Origin of the sequence: Flavobacterium jejuense (assembly GCF_006491595.2) — a bacterium.
Taxonomy (GTDB): Bacteria; Bacteroidota; Bacteroidia; order Flavobacteriales; family Flavobacteriaceae; genus Flavobacterium; species Flavobacterium jejuense.
In genome coordinates, this window is sequence record NZ_VEVQ02000016.1 from 85,220 (window position 1) to 104,722 (window position 19,503).

Below are 19,503 nucleotides of genomic sequence, written 5' to 3' on the forward strand. Positions count from 1 at the left end.
TGTAGATGGGAAAGACTTTTCTTTTATGCTTACTGTTTTTTCAAATTGGATTTTCGCAAAATAAAATTACAGAAGTAGATAAATTAGTTGCTACTTGTAAAGTTTGGGGCTTTTTGAAGTATTATCATCCTAATGTAGCTGCTGGTCAATTTGATTGGGATGAACAATTATATACAATTTTATCAAAAGTAGAAAAGACCACAACAAAAGAGAAGTTTTCAACTGTAATTGAAAACTGGATTAAAACATTAGGAAAAGTACCTAAAATAAAAATAATAGATAAATTACCTAAAGAAAAGTACTTCTACAAGAACTTAGATTTTTCTTGGACTGATGACACCTCGGTTTTTTCAAATAAGCTTTCTAAAATGTTAGATTTTATTAGAGAAAATAGATTTCAAGGGAAGCAATTTTATGTTTCTCGTAATATTGATGACGATGGTTATGCTGCTTATGAAGATAAAATGGATGAACTTGGTGGGGTTGCTCATTTACAAAATGAAAGAACATCTGAACATTTTACTTGGAAAGAAAAGAAATATAGATGTTTAACACTTTTTAGATATTGGAATTTGATTGAATATTTTGCTCCAAATAAATATTTAATAGATAAGGAATGGACAAGTTGTTTACAAGATGTTTTGCCAAAAATAATAAGCCCAAAAGATGAATTATCCTATCATTATGCATTATTAGAATTGGTAACAAATTTAAATGATTCTCACGCAAGTTATTATATATCTGCTCACAATCCTTATATACTAATTCCAGACGAAAATTATAATTATTGGTTGCCTTTTGAAGTTAAAATAATTGATGATTATTTTGTGGTGACAAAAATTTTAAATGAAGCACTTGCTATTAAAAATGATATACAATTAGGAGATGCAATAGTTGTTTTAGATAATAAAACAGTTAGTGATTTCACTGAGGAATATAAAAAAAGAATTCCTGCATCTAATTTATCTTATCTATTAGGGAAAATAGCAAAAGAACATCTTTCATTTTATAATAATGAAATAGAAATTGAATTTTTCAGAAGTAAAAATAAACTAGCAAAAAAGGTAGAGTTATATAATAGACGAAATCATTTCAATGATATAAGAAAAGTAAAGAATAATGAAAAATACAAAATTTTAGAAGAAAATATTGGTTATCTTAATATTGGGAATATTTATAATAAAGATTTAGAAATAATTTTACCTGAAATTAAAGATACAAAAGGGACAATTATAGATATTCGTAATTACCCAAATCTAACTCAAGAAAAATTAGCAGAATTCTTCAAAGCAAAACCTACTCAATATGCAAAACAAATTTATGCTGATTTATATTATCCAGGCCGTTTTATTTGGGAAGAACCACAATTTTGTGGAAATGAAAACCCGAATAGTTATAAAGGACAAATAGTTATATTAGTAAATGAAGAGACAATCAGTCAATCAGAAACTTTAGTTATGTGTTTACAAGGGGTAAATGATGCTATTGTAATAGGAAGTCAAACAGCTGGAGCTGATGGTTGGAATGCTGGAGTAAAAATTATATTCAATCATTTTGTAACCACTTTTACAGGGAAAGGCTTTTTTTACCCAGATGGAACAGAGATGCAAAGAATTGGAATTGTTCCAGATATTGAAATAAAACCAACAATTGAAGGAATAAGACAAGGCAAAGATGAAGTTTTAGATAGGGCAATTGAGTATATTAATACAGGTAAATAGTTTTAATAATCATCCAAATTTTCCATAATATGCATCGCTTTTTCTTTTATGTTTGCCAATTCTTCGGGTTTCATTTTATTTAGCAAAGCAAGCATCATGTTCATGCGTTGGTTGTTTTGAAAATGGTCTTTTTTATCGTCTAAAAAATTCCAGTACAAACTGTTAAACGGACAGGCTTTGGCTCCTAATTTCTCTTTTACGTTGTACTGACAATCTCCACAATAATTACTCATCTTATTGATATAACTTCCTGAAGACACATAAGGTTTTGTTGCAATAATACCTCCATCTGCATATTGACTCATACCTCTGGTGTTAGGCATTTCTACCCATTCAATGGCGTCAATATAAACGCCTAAATACCAAGCGTCTACTTCGTCAGGATGCATTTGTGTTAGTAAAGAAAAGTTGCCAATAATCATCAAACGTTGAATGTGATGTGCATAAGCTTCCGTTAAACTTTGTGATATAGCATGTTGCATGCATTTCATTTTGGTTTTTCCAGTCCAATAAAATTCAGGTAATTTGTTGTGGTTTTCTAATGTATTCATTTTCGAATATTCAGGCATTTCTTTCCAATAAATCCCTCTTACATATTCTCTCCAACCCAAAATTTGTCGCACAAAACCTTCTACTTGTGATATATCAATGATATCTTGATTCTTGATGAAATAATCGATTACTGCATCAACCACTTCTTTTGGGCTAATCATTTTGGAATTCATTGCAAACGACAAACGGGAATGAAATAAAAACGAGTCTTTACTATATAAGGCATCTTGGTAATCTCCGAAATATTTCAATCCTTTTTCACAGAAATAATTTAGTAAGGACAAACTCTCTTTTCTGCTGGTGGGCCAAGGAAAGTTGTTGGTGTCAATTTCTCCAAATGTTCTCACATCAGCTTTTTCAATTTCACTAATTATTTTGGAAACCTCTTTACTAAAAACCAAAGGTTCAGGAATTGGAACTTCTCCTTTGTATTTGTTCCGATTGCTATGATCGTAATTCCATTTTCCACCTAAAGGTTTTTCATTGTTCACCAAAACATGATGTTTTTTTCGCATCATCCGATAAAAATTCTCCATTAAAAGAAGCTTTTTACCTTCAAAAAATTCGGTTAATTCGGTTCTAGAAGTATAAAAATGTTCCGTATCAAAAGCTTCCGATTCGATTTGTAAGTTTTTACAAATGTTTTTCAATTGTTGGTCTAACCGAAATTCATCAGGTAATTGGTATTCTAGTTTTTCAATGCTTTTATCAGCAATAACTTTTGTGATAATTTTTTCCAAATCATGAAGATTCTCTTGGTTTGAAATGTTGAAATAAACCACTTGATGACCTGCTTTTTCTAAAGCTGTTGCAAAATTGCGCATCGACAAGAAAAAAGCCACTATTTTTTGAATATGATGTTTCACATAATCCGTTTCCTGACGCATTTCTGCCATCAAATAAATGGTATTTTCGTCTTTTTGTTTGTACCAAGAATGTTTGGTATTCAATTGGTCTCCTAATATAAGTCGTAGTTTGTTCATAAATAGGTATTAAGATTTTAGTATTAAGAATTAAGACACAAACAGAAAACATATAACTTTTACAACCACAATTTTTGATATGCTCCTTTTTTATCATACATTTCCGCTTGTCGTTTGATGTTGAATTTTCTATCTCTTGGATCATTTCCTACACCAGCATTGTAAATCCAATTCCCATAATTAGAATGCACATCATAATCTATAAGCATACTTTCGAAATAAGCAGCCGCAATTCTCCAATCTTGTTGCCATTCTTTTGCCCAAAATTAGCTACATTTTGTCGACCACGATTGCTCATAAAACCGGTTTCTGCTAATTCTAACATATTGGCATTTACAAAAGGTTCGTTTGTGTTTCCAGAAATCCATTGGTTAAACGCTTTTTGATTGATTTTCCACTCGTATTTGTTTTCTATAATCCCATCTAACTGAAAAATTTTATTCCCATGTTTTAAAGAAATGTATTTGAAATAATCCCTCCAAATTAATTCAAAAATTAACCAATAGGTGTCTTCATTGGCTCCAATTTCAGTTTCATATTGTTTTATGTTCCAATAAATAGTCTTCGCTGAAATACTACCATTAGTCAACCAAGGAGAAAATTTCGAACTGTAATCTGTTCCGATTAATTCGTTTCTAGTTTGTTTGTATTTTGAAAGGTTTTGGGTTTTCCAAAAATAATTTTCTAAACGTTTCAAAGCTTCATTTTCTCCACCATTAAAAGGGAATGCTGAATTTGGATGTATGTCAAATGGTTTAAATCCTAATGAGGTTAAAGTAGGAATTTCAGTTGTGCCAGGAATTATATTGGTTTCAGGTTGTTTTTCTATTGTGATAAGCGATTGAATGCTAACTTCTTTTTCGCATTTCTTTCGAAATTCAGTAAATACTTTAGGAATTTCGTTGATCTCATAAGGAATAGTGTTAGGATGAAATAGAAATTGGTCATAACTTTCTACAAATTGAATAGTTTTGAATTTTTCCTGTGATTGAAGTTGTTTTTTGATATTTTGATTGATATTTTCTTCTTCACTGGTCCATTCTTTTTGTGAATAAATAGCTTCAATTTTATAGCCAGCAACCAATTTTGGAATCACCTTTTCTGGCTTGTCAAGAAAAACCAAAAGTGAAATGTTTTTTTGTGCTAAATTTTCACGCAATCCTTGAACTGTTTCAATAAGAAATTTGGCTCTGAATTGCTCCGTTTTCTTGAAACCATATTTAGTCATAGCAAAATGTCTTGGATCAAAACAATACACACCTATAGTTGTTCCTGAATTTTGTGTTGCTTTAAACAATGATATATTGTCTGCAACTCTTAAATCACTTCTAAACCAAATTAAACTATTTTTCATATCTAAATTTGAAACACTATGTTTGAGCTAATCACTCTTATTCCTCCTACATTTCTCACTACAATACAAGACTTCTTCCTAGTTTTTCTCCCATTTCTTTCTCCAAGAAAAAGGAAGTTCACAAGTTTTACATGTTTTTTCGGGAAAATTCACTTTTTTATGAGCCATTTTTTAGTATTGATTTAGGAGTTGAATTTGGTCGTGCATATTCAAAACGGTCGAGTAATTTTGGTAAACAATACCCATCTAAACCGTTTATTGCAACCACATTTCCTTTTTCTAATTGCAAACAATAATCGTGATTTAGCATTTCTTCTTTAAAATGAATTTCTTCAATGGATGCAATAATATGAATGCAATTATTTTCTTTTATTTCATATTCGCTCATATATTTGCACAATAATTTAACTGGACTTTCCTTTACAAAAGGTTGATTTATTGAAGCTATATATTCTGCTTCAATATCAGTTTTATCAAATTCTGAAACACCTTCTAAATAATTAGCTGCGGTTTGATGTGCTCTTTGAATCAAATTTTCTGTAACATGATTCACTGTAAAATATCCTGTTTCTTTAATATTCTTGTACGTATCTCTTGGAACAGTTGCAGGTCGCATGATAAAACCTAATAACGCAGGATCACTTCCTAAATGCGTAACACTACTAAAAATGGCCAAATTAGGTTTACCTTCTTTAGAAATACTTCCAATTAGATTAGCTGATTTGTATCCTGTAACACTATTTACAAGGTTTAAACGAGGTACTTTATCTAATGCCTTTAGATCTTCAGTAGTGATTTTTTTCATGATTTTATTTTGTTTAACAAAAATACAAATTAATTAAACAGAAAATCATTTCTTTTTCAAAAAATACTCTTTTCAATGTCCTACCATTTATTTATTACTTATTTTTGTAGGAAGAAATAGTTAATAATGCAGAATCCCAAAGAAATTGCTGTAGTAGGTGCTGGTTTAGTCGGTTCACTTTTAGCCATATATTTAAAAAGAGCAGGACATAGTGTTCATGTATTTGATAGAAGTCCAGACATTCGTAAAATCCAATTTTCTGGTAGAAGTATCAATTTAGCAATGTCAAATAGAGGTTGGAAAGCTTTAAAAAATATTGGTATAGCTGAAGAAATTAGAAAAATAGGTTTGCCAATGGATAAGCGTGCGATTCATATGATGGATCAATCATTGAATTTTCAAAAATACGGTAAAGATGGAGAATCGATTTATTCTCTTTCAAGAGGTGTTTTGAACCGAAAGATGATTGATTTAGCGGAAAAAGAAGGAGTCGAATTTTTCTTTGAGCATAAAGTTTGGGATGTAGCTTTAAGTGAAGCTATTTTGAAGATAGGAGAAGACGAACATGGAGCATGGGAAGAACGTAAATATGATATGATTTTTGGTTCTGACGGTGCTTTTTCTCGGGTAAGGCACAGAATGCAACGTCAAAGTATGTTTAATTATTCGCAAGAGTTTTTAGAAATTGGCTACAAAGAATTAAATATTCCTGCGAATGAAGACGGGACACATAAATTAGATAATAGTTCTTTACATATTTGGCCAAGAGGGAATTTCATGTTGATTGCTTTGCCTAATTTAGATGGTAGTTTTACTTGTACCTTATTCATGCCTTTTAAAGGAGAAAACTCTTTTGAACAGTTAGATACCAAAGAAAAATTAGTCAATTTCTTTGCTAAATATTTTCCTTCAACTGATGAAGTAATCCCAAACTTAGTTGAAGATTTCTTTAAAAACCCAAAAAGTTATTTGGTTACCATGAAGTGTTTTCCTTGGACTCATAATGATAAAGTAGCTTTAATAGGAGATGCTTGTCATGCCATTGTACCTTTTTATGGACATGGAATGAATGCAGGTTTTGAAGATATTACAATTCTTAATGAATTAATGGCTAAATATGGAGATGATTGGCAAAGCATTTTTACTGAATATGAAAATTCTCGTAAACCGAATGCTGATGCCATTGCCGAACTATCGTATCGCAATTTTGTAGAAATGAGTACAAAAACTGCTGATGCTAATTTCATGTTACAAAAGAAAATAGAGAAGTGGTTTTCTGAAAAACATCCTGATAAATGGATTCCTTTATATAGTAGAGTAACTTTTAGTCACCAACCTTATTCAGAAGCTTTAGCAGTTGGAGATAGACAAGATGCTATTATGAAAGAAATTTTGGCTATAGAAAGTATTGAGGAAATTTGGGAAACCGAACCAGTCGAACAAAGAATTCTACAGTTGCTTTCAGAATAATTTTTGTATCAATACAGACATTGCATTAAAATTCATACATTTGGTTTACATCAATTTTGTATGTTATGGTAGAAGTATTACTTTTTGTTGTTTTAATTGTTTTGTTTATTAATTTTTCGAGTATAAAATCTCGTGATAAACAAACTCAAAATTCTTTGAATAGTTTACATGAAAAATTAAATATTTTAAGGAAAGAATTGGCCTCTAAATCACTTGAAAAAGAAAAAGTTGTTGCCAAAGTTGAAGAGCCTACAGAAGTACAAAAGCCAATTCAACCCATTTTTGAAGAAAAGCCGATACCAGTAGTTCCAGAAAAAGTGGAACCTGAAACCATAAAACCAGTTGCAGACAAACCTATTGCCCAAAAACCAATTGAGGTAGTTGCAAAAATTGAGGCAAAACCTATTGCAGAAAAACCAATCACTCCTAAACCAGTTTATGTTCCTAAGAAATCTTGGTTTGAAACCTTTAAAGAAAATAATCCTGATTTAGAAAAATTCATTGGTGAAAACCTAATTAATAAAATAGGTATTCTAATCCTTGTTTTAGGAATTAGTTTCTTCGTGAAATTTGCTATCGATAAAGAATGGATTAATGAACCAGCACGCGTGGGAATCGGAATTCTTTGTGGTGCTTTGGTAATGGGAATTGCTCATAAATTGAAAAAAAACTATGCTGCTTTTAGTTCGGTTTTAGTGGCTGGAGCGATTAGTATTTTCTATTTCACTATTTCTATTGCTTTTCATGAATATCATTTATTTAGCCAAACTGTGGCTTTTATAATCATGGTTGTGATTACCGCTTTTAGTACTTTGGTTTCCGTTTCTTATAACCGACAAGAATTAGCCGTTTTGTCTTTAATTGGTGGATTTGCAGTTCCTTTTATGGTAAGCACAGGTTCTGGAAATTATATTGTACTGTTTACATATATTGCAATTTTAAACATAGGAATATTAGCAATTGCTTATTTCAAAAAATGGAAAATTGTTACCATCCTTGCGTTTGTATTTACTTCCTTATTATTTGCTTCTTGGTATACTAGAGAGTTATTTGATAATAAATTACCACATGCTGGAGCATTAGTGTTTGCTACTTTATTCTATTTTATTTTCAGTATCATAACGGTTTTAAATAATATTAGAAATAAAGGTGTTTTCTCTCTAATTGAATATTTTATACTGGTAGCCAATACTTTTTTCTTCTTTGGAATAGGAATGGGTATCATTCACAATTGGGGAATTGACTTCAAAGGATTGTTTACCTTATTATTAGCTGTATATAATTTAGTGTATGCCATTGTCTTATATAAAAAATTCGGATTGGACAAAAATGCTATTTACCTATTAATAGGTTTGGCTTTAACTTTTGTTACATTAACAATCCCAATTCAATTTGAAGGCAATCAAATTACGATTTTTTGGGCAGCAGAAGCCGTTTTGTTATTTTGGTTATCTCAAAAATCGAAAATCAAACATTTCAAATCAGGAGCCTTTGTTGTTCAAGTTTTGACCATCATTAGTTTGTTGATGGATTGGTTTAAATATGATTATCCTGTGACACCTTTAGCTGTAATTTTAAATCCGTTGTTTATTTCAGGATTTGTGGTGAGTTGGTCCTTGTTTGTAACGTATTGGTTACTTCAAAAAGAAAATGAAGAAACGAAAGTTGCTCTGTTTGAAGTTTCTTTTTATAAAAAAGCACTTTTTGTACTAGCTATCACGGTAACTTATTTTACTGGTTTCTTGGAAGTAAATTATCAATCTAGCCAGTTTTTAGTCAATCCTGCTTCTTCTTTATCGTTTCCAGTAACGTATCATTTTGTTTTTGTTGCTATTGTATTGGTTTTGGCTAACCGATTTAAAAAAGTTGTTTTCAAAAAAGTTGTATCACTTGTTAGTGTAATTTCTATTTTCTTGTATATCATTACTTTTTATCGTTTGCCAAATGATGAACTCGTTCAAAATTTTGCTTTAAATACGAATACTAAATATGCTTTTTATTTTCATTATATCATTTTAGGTTGTTTGATTTATTTTGGATTCCAATTATTTAAATTGGCAAAATCAGAACCAAAAGTGGTTCTATTACATTATAAAATAATGCCTTGGTTATTTGTTTTTGCTACAGTCTATATTTTGAGTAATGAAATAATGGTACATAGTTTGAATTTTTCAACGGATACCATTAATATGAAGCAAATAAACGCAGAATTGTCTAAAAAAGGATTATCAGATTATAGTTTGGCTTATGAAAAAGAAACGTATGTAAGAGATAAAATGGACGCTATAAAAAGACAAATTATAAAAATTGGGTATCCCATACTTTGGGGCTTGTTTTCTTTTGTATTCTTAATCATTGGCATCAAAAGGCAATGGAAAAATTTACGAATTATTGCACTTTCCTTGTTAGGGATAACCATCTTGAAACTTTTTATCTACGATATTAAAAACGTTTCAGAAACTGGAAAAATCATAGCTTTTATATTATTAGGGGTATTGGTTTTAATTATTTCTTTTGTGTACCAAAAAATTAAAAAATTAGTTGTTGATGAAACTCCAAAATCAAATTCAGATGAAGCAGTTTAGTAGTTTAATTTTAGTATTCATTTCTTTTTTGGGGTTTGCCCAAAATTACAAAGGTGAAATTAGAAATATAAAAGAAGAAGGATTACATCAAATCCAACTTTCTCCAGAAGTTCGAGCTGCTGCGAATGAAAATCTCGATTTTTTGAGACTATTTGATGTGAATAAGAAGGAAGTTCCTTATGTGATTTCAAATTTTAAAGGAGAATCAACACGATACAATGCGTTTCAGATTATTTCAAAAAATAGTATTAAAGATTCGATTACTTCTATTATAATTGAAAATGAAACAGGGAAGAAAATCAATCAATTCAATTTGAATATTGGGAATACAGCTTTGACAAAGAGGTATTCTATCAGTGGAACTAATGACACGATAGCCTGGTTTGGTCTTGTTGCCAATGAAACTTTGTCTGATTTGGTAGCCAAAAATGGAACCGCTTTAGAAAAGACCATTTATTTTCCAGTGAATGATTATAAGTTTTTACGAATCGATTTTAATGATAAAAATTCGTTGCCTATAAATGTGCAAGCTATTGGTTTGTATGAGAATCAATTTTTACCAGAAGAACCTATTGAAGTCAAGGTTTTTACCTATAAGATCATAGAAGATAAAGTAAGAAAAGTGACTCAAATTGTGTTTTCTGCGGATAAAAAATATCAAATTGATGTAATTTCTTTCTCCATTTCAACTGAATTATATGCTCGAGAAGCTAGAATTACTAGAAGAGAAGAAATAAAAAATAAAAAAAGAGTTACAATAAGAGATGGGATTTTAAGTTCCTTTCTTCTAAGTTCAAAAATGAATTCAAAAATTATAGTTGATAATTTGAACGAAAAAGAATTTACAATTGAAATTGAAAATAAAGACAACCAACCTTTAGCAATCAAAAACATTCAATTGTTTCAAAGACCAATTACTATTATTTCAAAATTAAAAACTAATGAAAAGTACGAAATAGTAATTGATTCCACTTTTTCAAAACCTTCTTATGATTTGGCTAATTTCGTTCAAAGTTTTAGTATTGGAATGCCAAAAGGAACCATAACCAATTTTCAAAAAGTAGAAAAAGCAGAAATAAAATCTACTGAAAAATCATTTTGGCAAACCCAATTATTCATGTGGATTTGTATTGTTTTAGGAGGTGGAGTTGTGGCTTATTTTGCTTTTGGTTTATTGAAAGATATGAAAAATGAGTAATTCAAAAATCAATTTCAACTCCAAAAATCAACTTTTAAATTACAACGTATACCTACAACTTACAACAGATAACTGAAAACTATTCCTCTTCACGATGCACTTTTTCAAAATCAAATGCAGGTTTGCAAATCGCAATATATTCACAAGATGATTCAAAAGGATTGGAATATTGAACTCTAGTATTCGCCTCAATTTTTATGGACTGACCAGCTTCTAAAATAATAGTTTCTCCTTCAATTATAAATTGCTTTTTACCTGTAATAATATAAGTGTATTCTTCAAATTCTGGAGTTTGAAAAGGTTCACTCCAACCCGGAGGCGCAATCATATGAGCTATAGAAATGTCTTTGTTGTTGGTTGCAACCAATCCATGATGTTCTTCAATTAGCTTTCCATCGGTTGTTGGAACAACAAAGGGTGTTTTCTGTATAAAATATTTTTTCATAGTCTTTTATTAGATATTCTAAACTTGTAATTGATTTTTGAAATTGTAATTGACGTTGAAGTTGTTATTTCTTAAACATTTTCATCAAAACACCCATTGCTCCTCTGATAAAAGTAGCGCTTGTTAAAACTTTAACAACACCTTTAGTTATTGTGTTTGATGTAGAATTACTTCTGCTTCTAGAAGATGATGCTTTTTTAGCCTCTTTTTCAGCTTGTTTTTTAGCTTCTTCTTTTTCAGCTAATTCTTGTGCTTCTTCCATTTTCTTGCTTAAAATTTCGTAAGCGCTTTCTCTATCAATGACTTCGTTGTATTTTTTAGCTAATTTCGATTTTGAAATAGCATTATCAATTTCCGTTTCTGTTAAAACATCCATTCTACTCATTGGAGCTCTTAGCATGGTGGCAGCTAAAGGAGTTGGGATCCCTTTTTCATTTAAAGCCGTTACAAAGGCTTCTCCGATTCCCAATGAAGTAAGTACTTCATCCGTTTTGTAATATTCAGAAATTGGATAATTTTGGGAAGTTTCTTTAATAGCTTTTCTATCATTAGCAGTAAAAGCACGTAATGCATGTTGGATTTTTAAACCTAGTTGTGCCAAAACGCTACTTGGAACATCCATTGGATTTTGAGTAATAAAGTAAACTCCAATTCCTTTGGAACGAATCAATTTGACAATAGTTTCAATTTGGTCTTGTAAGGCTTTACTTGCTTGGTCGAAAATTAAATGAGCTTCATCAATAAAAATAACTAATTCTGGTCGGCCAGCATCACCTTGTTCAGGCATAGTGTTATATATTTCAGCTAATAAACTCAACATAAAGGTTGAGAATAATTTCGGTTTGTCTTGAATATCGGTTAAACGCATGATATTAATGTATCCATTTCCGTTTTGGTCAATTCGCATTAAATCATCCGTTTCGAAAGATTTTTCACCAAAAAACAATTCAGCACCTTGTTGTTCTAGTTCAATAATTTTTCGTAAAATGGAACCTGTTGATGCTGTAGAAATTCTACCATATTCTTTTTCAAACTCTTCTTTTCCTTCTTCTGTAGAATATTGAAGTGCTTTTTTGAAATCTTTCAAGTCCAATAATGGAATTTTATGGTCATCGCAATATTTAAAAATGACAGAAACAATTCCTGATTGAGTATCGTTTAAATCTAAAATTCGGGAAAATAAAACGGGTCCAAATTCAGAAACAGTAGCTCGTAAACGCACTCCATTTTGTTCTGAAATGGTCATTAGTTCTACTGGAAACCCTTTTGTTTCGTATGGAAGTGTAATTTTTGCATGACGTTCTGTAATAAAAGATTTTTCTTCACCAGGAACAGCAATGCCAGAAAAATCGCCTTTAATGTCCATCATTAAAACAGGAATTCCGTTTTGAGACAATTGTTCGGATAATACTTGAATCGTTTTAGTTTTACCAGTTCCAGTTGCTCCTGCAATTAATCCATGACGGTTTAACGTTTTTAAAGGAATTGTTACATGTGTATTTGGAACAGGTTCGCCATCTAAAATAGCACCACCAAGCGTTATAAAATCCCCTTTACAAGTGTAGCCGTCAATTATATGTTTACTGAATTCTTCTGTTCTGCTCATTTTTTAAAATTTTCATTTCAAAAATAATAAAAAATACTTTTATAGAAGATCTTTAACGCTTTATTTCAATTTTGCCATTCCAATGTTAAAGTTTAAAGCATCTAATGCTGTTCCACTATTGTTTAAAACATACTTAAATGTAACTATATCACCTGCTGCAAAGTTGTCAACTAATGTGCCTGAAGAACCCCAAGTATCGGTTGCGCTTAATACAATTGTGCCTCTAGTTGGGTAACCTATTAGTGTACCATTCTTATAAATGCCTATCACAAATTTTCTATTGCCAATTGGGACATTTTCAACTGAAAAAGCAGCGTTCATTATAAAAGTTCCAGCTTCGTTGATTCTTATCTGACCATTTCCAATAACAGTGAAAACTGAACTTGTTATTGAAGTTATTTCACTAGTATTCAGAGGGAAATTAGTGTAGTTATTATCTGAAGTTGAAATTGCGGTATCAACGCCAGGGAAATTTTTATTTAATGAAATAGTAGGGTTAGAGGTTCTTGAAATGTTTTCCCAGCCTAAATTGGTTCTCATATATAGTGCATCATCTGAAGTGTTATAGACTACTGATCCAATTAATGGTGTTGTTATGGCTTGCATTTGTGTATTTGTCATTCTTGGAGGTACAAAAGTTTGTGTTGTACTGTTTAGTTCAAGCATTGAAGAAGGACTAGGAGAGGTAGTTCCTATCCCAACTTGAGCATTTAGTAAAAAAGAATGAAAAGTTATTAATAAAATAGCAGTGTTCTTAATCATTTTTAAATAGGTTAAATTGCAGTTTTTTTTGTGATTAATTTATTTTAATAAAACTAAATGCTGCGTAAACAAGATTTAGATTCGTATTATTATTGATTAAATATTTAATATCAATTTCATCATTTATTCTTAGATTGAATGTCATAATACCGCTAGCTCCCCAGTAATCGTTTGAAGATTGTATGCTTTCATTTTTATTTAGAAGGCCAATTAAACTACCGTTTTTGTAAACAGCAATTGAATAAGCTTTTGTTCCACTAGGCATATTGTTTACAGATAATTGAGCACCTATCATATAGATACCATTTTCTTTAATTTTAATCTTTCCATTAGAGATCACATCATAAGTTGAGGAATTTTGAGATAATACATTAGAACTATTTAATGGAAAATTGTAATAAGTATTGTTTGTTACAGTAAGAGTGCCTCCACTTTTCTTACAAATTAGATTTGAATTGTCTGTATCTTGCATGCTTTTCCATCCTAAGGAATTGTAGATATACAATGTGTTAAAAGTTGTGTTATATACTATGGATGATATTGATGGATGTGAAATAGCTAACATTTGTGAATTAGTCATTCTTGGAGGTACAAAAGCTTTGTCTGTTGCCGAAATTTCTAAAAGTGAAGAAGAATTAGGCGTATTTGTTCCAATACCAACTTGACTATAGCATGCATAGCCCATTAGCAATAAAGCAAAAAATGGTTTCATTGTGGTTAATAATGTGTTAATAGCACTGCAAAGATAATTTTTTTTTTATTCATTTATCTTTTTTAATGTTTTTTTAACTGATTTTTAGATGTTTAAAAAAATAAATTTTTGAATTGATTTTTCTTACCTTTGCAGACTATTTAATTAAAGATGTTAGAAAAAGAAGTTCAATTAGCAGTTGATAAAGGGGAAATGTTACCCTTAATGGAGGAGTTTTATACCATTCAAGGTGAAGGGTATCATACAGGAACGGCAGCTTATTTTATAAGAATAGGAGGTTGTGATGTAGGTTGTCATTGGTGTGATGTTAAGGAAAGTTGGAATGCTGATTTGCATCCTCCAACTGCTACAAATATAATTGTTGCTAATGCCAAAAAGTATGCTGAAACGGTTGTGATTACTGGAGGCGAACCTTTAACGTGGGATATGTCTTTGATAACACGTCTATTAAAAAACGAAGGGCTAAAAGTACATATAGAAACTTCTGGTGCTTATCCCGTTTCTGGAGAATGGGATTGGTTTTGTTTGTCACCAAAAAAAATGAAATTACCTGTTCAAGGTGCTTATGATATTGCGAGTGAATTGAAAGTGATTATTTATAACAAACACGATTTCCAGTTTGCTGAAGAACAAGCCGTTAAAACCAATAAAAATGCTATTTTATTTTTGCAACCTGAATGGAGTAAAAAAGAAGAAATGACACCTTTAATTATTGATTATGTGATGAATAATCCAAAATGGAGAATTTCATTGCAAACTCATAAATATTTAAATATTCCTTAATTAAATAAATAAAAAAATGAAAAAAATTATTGTAACTTTTATTATTGTATTAGTGTCTCAGTTAGGAATGGCTCAAGATGCTTTTAAACAGGATGTGCTAAAAGTGTTAAAGGCTTCAGGTTCTGCGGCTCAAATGGAGATGGCTAAAGATCAAGTGATGGGAAGTATTCCTGAAGATAAAAAAGCAGATTTCGCTAAAGATTTTGATGCATCATTGCCGTCATTATATGATAAAATGGCAAAAGTATATATGGAAATTTATTCACACGATGAAGTGAAACAAATGCTTAAATTTTATGAATCTCCTGTTGGCAAAAAAATGACAGAGAAAGCTAGTGAATTAACTAAGAGAAATATGGCCGCTGCTCAAGAATGGGGAATGGAATTGCAAGGAATGATGATGAAGTATATGCAATAGATTTCAAAGAAAAACTTAATCTTAAAATCCCAAATTCAAATTTAGATTCAATTCAAAATTTGGGATTTTTTTGTAATTCTACAACGTCAGTTTCGCTAAATAATCAAAATGGGTTCCCTCTTGTAGTAATTTACATTGCAATCCATTAGCAAAACAAGCATTTTGTAAAGTGTTATAATCTAAATATAACCAAGGGAAAATAGCTTCTGTTTCACCTTTATATTGAATTGTAAAAGTGAGTTCACCATAATAACCAGTAGCAGGAATTTCATATGCACCATCTTCATCTTGGTCAAACATATAAATAATATCTGAGGAGTCAATTAATATTTGTCCTTTTTTAGTTAAAAGAGATTTTAGTTTTTTAAGATAAGTTGAGATATTAGCTAGAGTGCCAAAAATGCCAGTGCCATTCATTAATAACAGTATAGTGTCAAATTGTTCTGAACTATCAAAATCTAAAATATTTTCAACTTTGATGTTTTTTAAACCTCTCAAATGACAAGCTTCAATTGCATTTGCTGAAATATCAATGCCAGTAACATCAAATCCTTTTTCTTGCAAGTATAAAGTATGACTTCCAGCACCACAACCCACATCTAAAATTTTCCCTTTAACTAATTGTAATGCTTTTTTTTCCAATTTAGGCATGTCATTAAAACTACGAAACAAATAGGAAACGCTCATTTCATCGGCTTCACTTATTGAAGTTTCAGTAATAATATCTTCTGGAAAATTATTGGTTTGATAATCTAAAATGGCTTTTCCGAATAAATCTTTCATAAAAAAGTTTAGAAGTTTAAAAGGTTATGAGTTCAAAGTTGTTTAATTTTGCACAAGAAATGTAAGCTAAATGTTGAAACCTCAATTAAACGAACTTGAAAAACTAGCCAAAGATACACATAAGGAAAATAAAAAGTATTTTGAGAAGCTAAAAAAGAAGACTCCTAAAAATTTAGATTATGTAATGCAAGATTTACATGAAGCTGAATTTAAAAAAACGGATTGCTTAGATTGTGCTAATTGTTGCAAGACAACAGGACCCTTATTTACTTCGGCTGATATCGAACGGATCTCAAAACATTTCAAACAAAAGCCACAACAATTTATAAATCAGTATTTACGAATAGATGAAGATAATGATTATGTGTTACAAAGTGTGCCTTGTGCTTTTCTAGACAACGAGAATAAATGTTTTATCTATGAGGTTCGCCCAAAGGCTTGTCGTGAATTCCCGCATACTGATAGGAAAAAGTTCCAACAAATCTCGGATTTGACTTTGAAAAATGTGGCTATTTGTCCAGCAGCTTATAATATTGTAGAAAAAATGAAAGAAAAGTTACCGCTATAATGTCTTTGGTTATATTTATTTTTATCAGTATTTATTCAATCTTATTAATAGGAATTAGTGAAAAAACATTGATATGATAAAAATATATAGTTTATGGATTGTTAATTGTTTTTCAAATTTTTCCAATCATTGTCTCTCTCTCTCTTATCTCTTATCTCTTTCTACTCATAAATCAAATACTTTTTTCTCATTTCTTTAAACTTTTCCAATCCAACTTTCCAAGATGTTCGAATTTCCTTTTCAGAAACCCCTCTTTCAATTTGTTCTTGTAGTTTTTTAGTTCCAGCTAGTTTGGTAAAAAAAGCATTAAAAAATTTCGATTGGTCAGATGTTTTGTTATATGCTTTGATTAACCATTGTAATTCCAATTGGTTTACTTTTTTTATTTGGGTTAAATCTTCACCATAACAAAGTTTACCATCGTATAGTGGATTTTTTGCTCCTTCATTCGGTTTTGGAGTGAAATTAAAATCACTTTTGGGTAAATAGGGCGAACCATAAATTTGAAATTGTTTTTCCGTTCCTCTGCCTACACTCACATTCGTGCCTTCAAACAGACACAAACTTGCATATAAGGTTATGGCTTGTGAATTGGGTAAATTAGGAGAAGGTTTAACAGGTAAATCATATGCCATTGTTCTTTGATAATTTTCACATGGAATAATTGTCAATTTAGATTGAATGCTATTATTTAACCATTTTTCTCCATTAATCATTTGTGCATATTCACCAATAGTCATTCCGTGTAATATGGGGATTTTGTGCATACCTACAAAGCTATGATGTTCTTCTTCTAAAATAGGACCATCAATTATTCCACCATTAGGATTAGGTCTGTCTAAAACTATGAGTGGAATGTTGTTTTCTGCACAAGCTTCCATTACATAGTGTAAGGAAGATATGTAGGTGTAAAAACGAGAGCCCACATCTTGCAAGTCAAAGACTAATATGTCAATACCAACTAATTGTTCTGGTTTTGGTTTTTTATTATTTCCGTAAAGGGATACAATTGGTAAACCTGTTTTAGTGTCTTTTCCGTCTTTAACTACTTCACCCGCATCTGAGGTTCCTCTAAAACCATGCTCTGGAGCAAATATTTTTTGGATTGCTATTTTTTTTGACAATAAAAAGTCTACCAAATGAATATTGTTAGATAAAATACCAGACTGATTAGTAACAACACCTACTTTTTTTTCTTTTAATAGTGGTAAATACATTTTATAATTATCAGCTCCAGTTTTTATGGCTTCAAAAGAAGAATCAATGGAAGAAACAGAATTTTCTTTGTTTTTTACTCTTTGCTCTCTACTCTCTTCTTTATTCTCTATTTTCTTAACAGAATTTCCACAAGAAAAAATCAATAAAACCAAGAATAAAAATGTATTTTTGAAAACCAATTTACTAAGCATAAATAATTTGAATTTAGAATATTTTATAGCCAAAAGACTTGTTACTGCTAAAAGTGATAAAAGTAGTGTTTCTTCACCAATTATTAAAATAGCAATTACAGCAATTGCAATTGGAATAATTATGATGATTGTTTCTATTGCTACAGGAATTGGTTTACAAAAAAAAATTCAGGAGAAAGTATCTGCATTCAATGGTCATGTAATCATTTCTAATCATGATGATAACCAATCTCAAGTTAGTACAGTTCCTATTTCAACTAAACAAGATTTTTACCCTATTTTCAAAAGTGTTTCCGGAATAGATTATATTCAAGCTGTAGCTACAAAAGCAGCAATGATTCGTACAGAAGAAACGGTAGAAGGAATTATTTTCAAAGGAGTTGGAAAAGAATATAATTGGGATAATATTAAAGAGTATATAGTAGAAGGAAGTATTCCAAGTTTAAACAATAAGTTGACTGATGATGTGGTTATTTCTAAGTTTTTAGCTAATAGGTTAAGTCTAAAGCTTAATGATATTTGTAGAACTTATTTTATAAAGCCTAATAATGAAGGCTATAATTTAAGGAGCTTCAGAATTGTTGGTATTTTTAATTCGGGATTTCAAGAGTTCGATTCTAATTTTGTTTTAGGTGATTTAAGACATATACAAAAAATTAATAAATGGGAAGAAGATGAAGTAGGAGCTTTTGAAGTTTTTCTAAATAATTTTTCTCAAATTGAGGAAAAAGGACAAGAAATATATAAAGAAATACCTTCTACTTATAATAGTGTAACAATTTTAGATAAGTATTACAGTGTTTTTGAATGGTTAAAGCTTTTCGATTTTAATATTGTTGTTATTTTAATAGTTATGATTATTGTCTCAACTATTAACATGATCGTTGCGCTTTTAGTTCTTATTTTAGAACGAACACAAATGATTGGGATATTAAAGGCTGTGGGAGCTAGTAACTGGAATATTAGAAAAATATTTTTGTATAATGCTGGACATTTAATAATTCGAGGATTACTGTGGGGAAATGGGATAGCATTTTTATTTCTTTTGTTACAGAAGTTTTTTGGGATTATAAAACTTGATCCTGAAAATTATTATGTAAATGAAGCACCAGTAGATATAAATATAGGATATATAGTATTGCTAAATATTGGAACTATATTTGTTTGTTTATTAGTGTTGTTAATTCCATCCTATATAATAACAAAGATTTCTCCAGTAAAAGCTATTCGATTTGATTAATAATTATTAGCAGATATATATAGTTATAAAAGACAATTATTCCTGCTTTTCGTTCTATCTTTTTATTTTATTCTAAAATAAAAAGGATGCCACTACAATCAGGGCTAAT

Annotated in this window: 16 protein-coding genes and 2 pseudogenes; 8 read left to right on the plus strand and 10 right to left on the minus strand. The window is 30.3% G+C overall.

The window, feature by feature from the left end; genetic code table 11:
- The first annotated feature begins 5 nt into the window (after positions 1–5).
- The gene (locus FIA58_RS18460; RefSeq protein WP_140964180.1) at positions 6–1,721 is read left to right on the plus strand and encodes a S41 family peptidase; all 1,716 of its coding nucleotides are present in this window, start codon (positions 6–8) and stop codon (positions 1,719–1,721) included.
- Positions 1,722–1,723: 2 nt separating this feature from the next.
- Here the strand turns inward: FIA58_RS18460 and FIA58_RS18465 are convergent, their stop codons facing one another.
- The 4 genes and pseudogenes from FIA58_RS18465 to FIA58_RS18480 form a co-directional block, all read right to left on the minus strand.
- Positions 1,724–3,256, minus strand: coding sequence for a cryptochrome/photolyase family protein (locus tag FIA58_RS18465; protein WP_140964181.1), 1,533 nt, complete (start codon positions 3,254–3,256; stop codon positions 1,724–1,726).
- A gap of 59 nt (positions 3,257–3,315) precedes the next feature.
- Positions 3,316–4,610 (minus strand): annotated as a pseudogene (locus FIA58_RS18470) (DASH family cryptochrome).
- An 81-nt stretch (positions 4,611–4,691) separates the two neighbouring features.
- A pseudogene (locus FIA58_RS18475) lies at positions 4,692–4,778 on the minus strand (DUF2256 domain-containing protein); the annotation flags it as partial.
- A complete protein-coding gene (locus FIA58_RS18480; RefSeq protein WP_140964183.1) occupies positions 4,768–5,415 on the minus strand; it encodes a flavin reductase family protein in 648 nt (215 codons plus the stop codon). The gene FIA58_RS18480 and the pseudogene FIA58_RS18475, both read right to left, overlap by 11 nt.
- A gap of 126 nt (positions 5,416–5,541) precedes the next feature.
- On the opposite strand from FIA58_RS18480, the gene FIA58_RS18485 reads away from it, so the two are divergent.
- The 3 genes from FIA58_RS18485 to FIA58_RS18495 all read left to right on the plus strand — a co-directional run bounded on the left by FIA58_RS18485 (position 5,542) and on the right by FIA58_RS18495 (position 10,668).
- Entirely contained in the window at positions 5,542–6,885 is a 1,344-nt protein-coding gene (locus tag FIA58_RS18485) for an FAD-dependent oxidoreductase (RefSeq protein WP_140964184.1), read from the plus strand.
- 65 nt (positions 6,886–6,950) lie between these two features.
- Positions 6,951–9,470, plus strand: coding sequence for a DUF2339 domain-containing protein (locus FIA58_RS18490; RefSeq protein ID WP_140964185.1), 2,520 nt, complete (start codon positions 6,951–6,953; stop codon positions 9,468–9,470).
- Complete coding sequence (locus FIA58_RS18495; protein WP_140964186.1) at positions 9,457–10,668, plus strand: hypothetical protein; 1,212 nt, start codon at positions 9,457–9,459, stop codon at positions 10,666–10,668. The genes FIA58_RS18490 and FIA58_RS18495 overlap by 14 nt, the downstream gene beginning before the upstream one ends.
- Positions 10,669–10,747: 79 nt before the next feature.
- On the opposite strand, the gene FIA58_RS18500 is transcribed toward FIA58_RS18495, so the two are convergent.
- The 4 genes from FIA58_RS18500 to FIA58_RS18515 form a co-directional block, all read right to left on the minus strand.
- Positions 10,748–11,113 carry a cupin domain-containing protein gene (locus FIA58_RS18500; protein ID WP_140964187.1) on the minus strand — a complete coding sequence of 122 codons (366 nt, stop codon included), beginning with the start codon at positions 11,111–11,113 and terminating at the stop codon, positions 10,748–10,750.
- A gap of 64 nt (positions 11,114–11,177) precedes the next feature.
- Complete coding sequence (locus FIA58_RS18505) at positions 11,178–12,719, minus strand: helicase HerA-like domain-containing protein (RefSeq protein ID WP_140964188.1); 1,542 nt, start codon at positions 12,717–12,719, stop codon at positions 11,178–11,180.
- Positions 12,720–12,779: 60 nt separating this feature from the next.
- The gene (locus FIA58_RS18510; RefSeq protein WP_140964189.1) at positions 12,780–13,481 is read right to left on the minus strand and encodes a hypothetical protein; all 702 of its coding nucleotides are present in this window, start codon (positions 13,479–13,481) and stop codon (positions 12,780–12,782) included.
- A gap of 34 nt (positions 13,482–13,515) precedes the next feature.
- Positions 13,516–14,193, minus strand: coding sequence for a hypothetical protein (locus tag FIA58_RS18515; RefSeq protein WP_140964190.1), 678 nt, complete (start codon positions 14,191–14,193; stop codon positions 13,516–13,518).
- Between the two features lie 150 nt (positions 14,194–14,343).
- Here FIA58_RS18515 and FIA58_RS18520 point away from each other — a divergent pair, with 150 nt between their 5' ends.
- Both FIA58_RS18520 and FIA58_RS21755 read left to right on the plus strand, forming a co-directional pair.
- Positions 14,344–14,976, plus strand: a complete 633-nt coding sequence (locus FIA58_RS18520) for a 7-carboxy-7-deazaguanine synthase QueE (protein WP_140964191.1) — start codon at positions 14,344–14,346, stop codon at positions 14,974–14,976.
- 52 nt (positions 14,977–15,028) lie between these two features.
- Complete coding sequence (locus tag FIA58_RS21755) at positions 15,029–15,394, plus strand: DUF2059 domain-containing protein (RefSeq protein WP_165928953.1); 366 nt, start codon at positions 15,029–15,031, stop codon at positions 15,392–15,394.
- Positions 15,395–15,472: 78 nt separating this feature from the next.
- Here FIA58_RS21755 and FIA58_RS18530 read toward each other — a convergent pair whose 3' ends face one another.
- The gene (locus tag FIA58_RS18530) at positions 15,473–16,177 is read right to left on the minus strand and encodes a class I SAM-dependent methyltransferase (RefSeq protein WP_140964193.1); all 705 of its coding nucleotides are present in this window, start codon (positions 16,175–16,177) and stop codon (positions 15,473–15,475) included.
- Positions 16,178–16,250: 73 nt separating this feature from the next.
- On the opposite strand from FIA58_RS18530, the gene FIA58_RS18535 reads away from it, so the two are divergent.
- Positions 16,251–16,745 (plus strand): YkgJ family cysteine cluster protein, encoded by a 495-nt coding sequence (locus FIA58_RS18535; protein ID WP_140964195.1) that lies wholly within the window; start codon positions 16,251–16,253, stop codon positions 16,743–16,745.
- 161 nt (positions 16,746–16,906) lie between these two features.
- Here the strand turns inward: FIA58_RS18535 and FIA58_RS18540 are convergent, their stop codons facing one another.
- Positions 16,907–18,154 carry an exo-beta-N-acetylmuramidase NamZ family protein gene (locus FIA58_RS18540; protein WP_140964194.1) on the minus strand — a complete coding sequence of 416 codons (1,248 nt, stop codon included), beginning with the start codon at positions 18,152–18,154 and terminating at the stop codon, positions 16,907–16,909.
- Positions 18,155–18,161: 7 nt separating this feature from the next.
- Here FIA58_RS18540 and FIA58_RS18545 point away from each other — a divergent pair, with 7 nt between their 5' ends.
- Positions 18,162–19,394, plus strand: a complete 1,233-nt coding sequence (locus tag FIA58_RS18545; protein WP_140964196.1) for an ABC transporter permease — start codon at positions 18,162–18,164, stop codon at positions 19,392–19,394.
- The last annotated feature ends 109 nt before the right edge of the window (positions 19,395–19,503 follow it).

Excerpts from the sequence above, each read along its gene's own strand:
- FIA58_RS18460 (WP_140964180.1), top strand. The coding sequence starts at position 6 with ATGGGAAAGACTTTTCTTTTATGCTTACTGTTTTTTCAAATTGGATTT.
- FIA58_RS18465 (WP_140964181.1), bottom strand. The coding sequence starts at position 3,256 with ATGAACAAACTACGACTTATATTAGGAGACCAATTGAATACCAAACAT.
- FIA58_RS18480 (WP_140964183.1), bottom strand. The coding sequence starts at position 5,415 with ATGAAAAAAATCACTACTGAAGATCTAAAGGCATTAGATAAAGTACCT.
- FIA58_RS18485 (WP_140964184.1), top strand. The coding sequence starts at position 5,542 with ATGCAGAATCCCAAAGAAATTGCTGTAGTAGGTGCTGGTTTAGTCGGT.
- FIA58_RS18490 (WP_140964185.1), top strand. The coding sequence starts at position 6,951 with ATGGTAGAAGTATTACTTTTTGTTGTTTTAATTGTTTTGTTTATTAAT.
- FIA58_RS18495 (WP_140964186.1), top strand. The coding sequence starts at position 9,457 with ATGAAGCAGTTTAGTAGTTTAATTTTAGTATTCATTTCTTTTTTGGGG.
- FIA58_RS18500 (WP_140964187.1), bottom strand. The coding sequence starts at position 11,113 with ATGAAAAAATATTTTATACAGAAAACACCCTTTGTTGTTCCAACAACC.
- FIA58_RS18505 (WP_140964188.1), bottom strand. The coding sequence starts at position 12,719 with ATGAGCAGAACAGAAGAATTCAGTAAACATATAATTGACGGCTACACT.
- FIA58_RS18510 (WP_140964189.1), bottom strand. The coding sequence starts at position 13,481 with ATGATTAAGAACACTGCTATTTTATTAATAACTTTTCATTCTTTTTTA.
- FIA58_RS18515 (WP_140964190.1), bottom strand. The coding sequence starts at position 14,193 with ATGAAACCATTTTTTGCTTTATTGCTAATGGGCTATGCATGCTATAGT.
- FIA58_RS18520 (WP_140964191.1), top strand. The coding sequence starts at position 14,344 with ATGTTAGAAAAAGAAGTTCAATTAGCAGTTGATAAAGGGGAAATGTTA.
- FIA58_RS18530 (WP_140964193.1), bottom strand. The coding sequence starts at position 16,177 with ATGAAAGATTTATTCGGAAAAGCCATTTTAGATTATCAAACCAATAAT.
- FIA58_RS18540 (WP_140964194.1), bottom strand. The coding sequence starts at position 18,154 with ATGCTTAGTAAATTGGTTTTCAAAAATACATTTTTATTCTTGGTTTTA.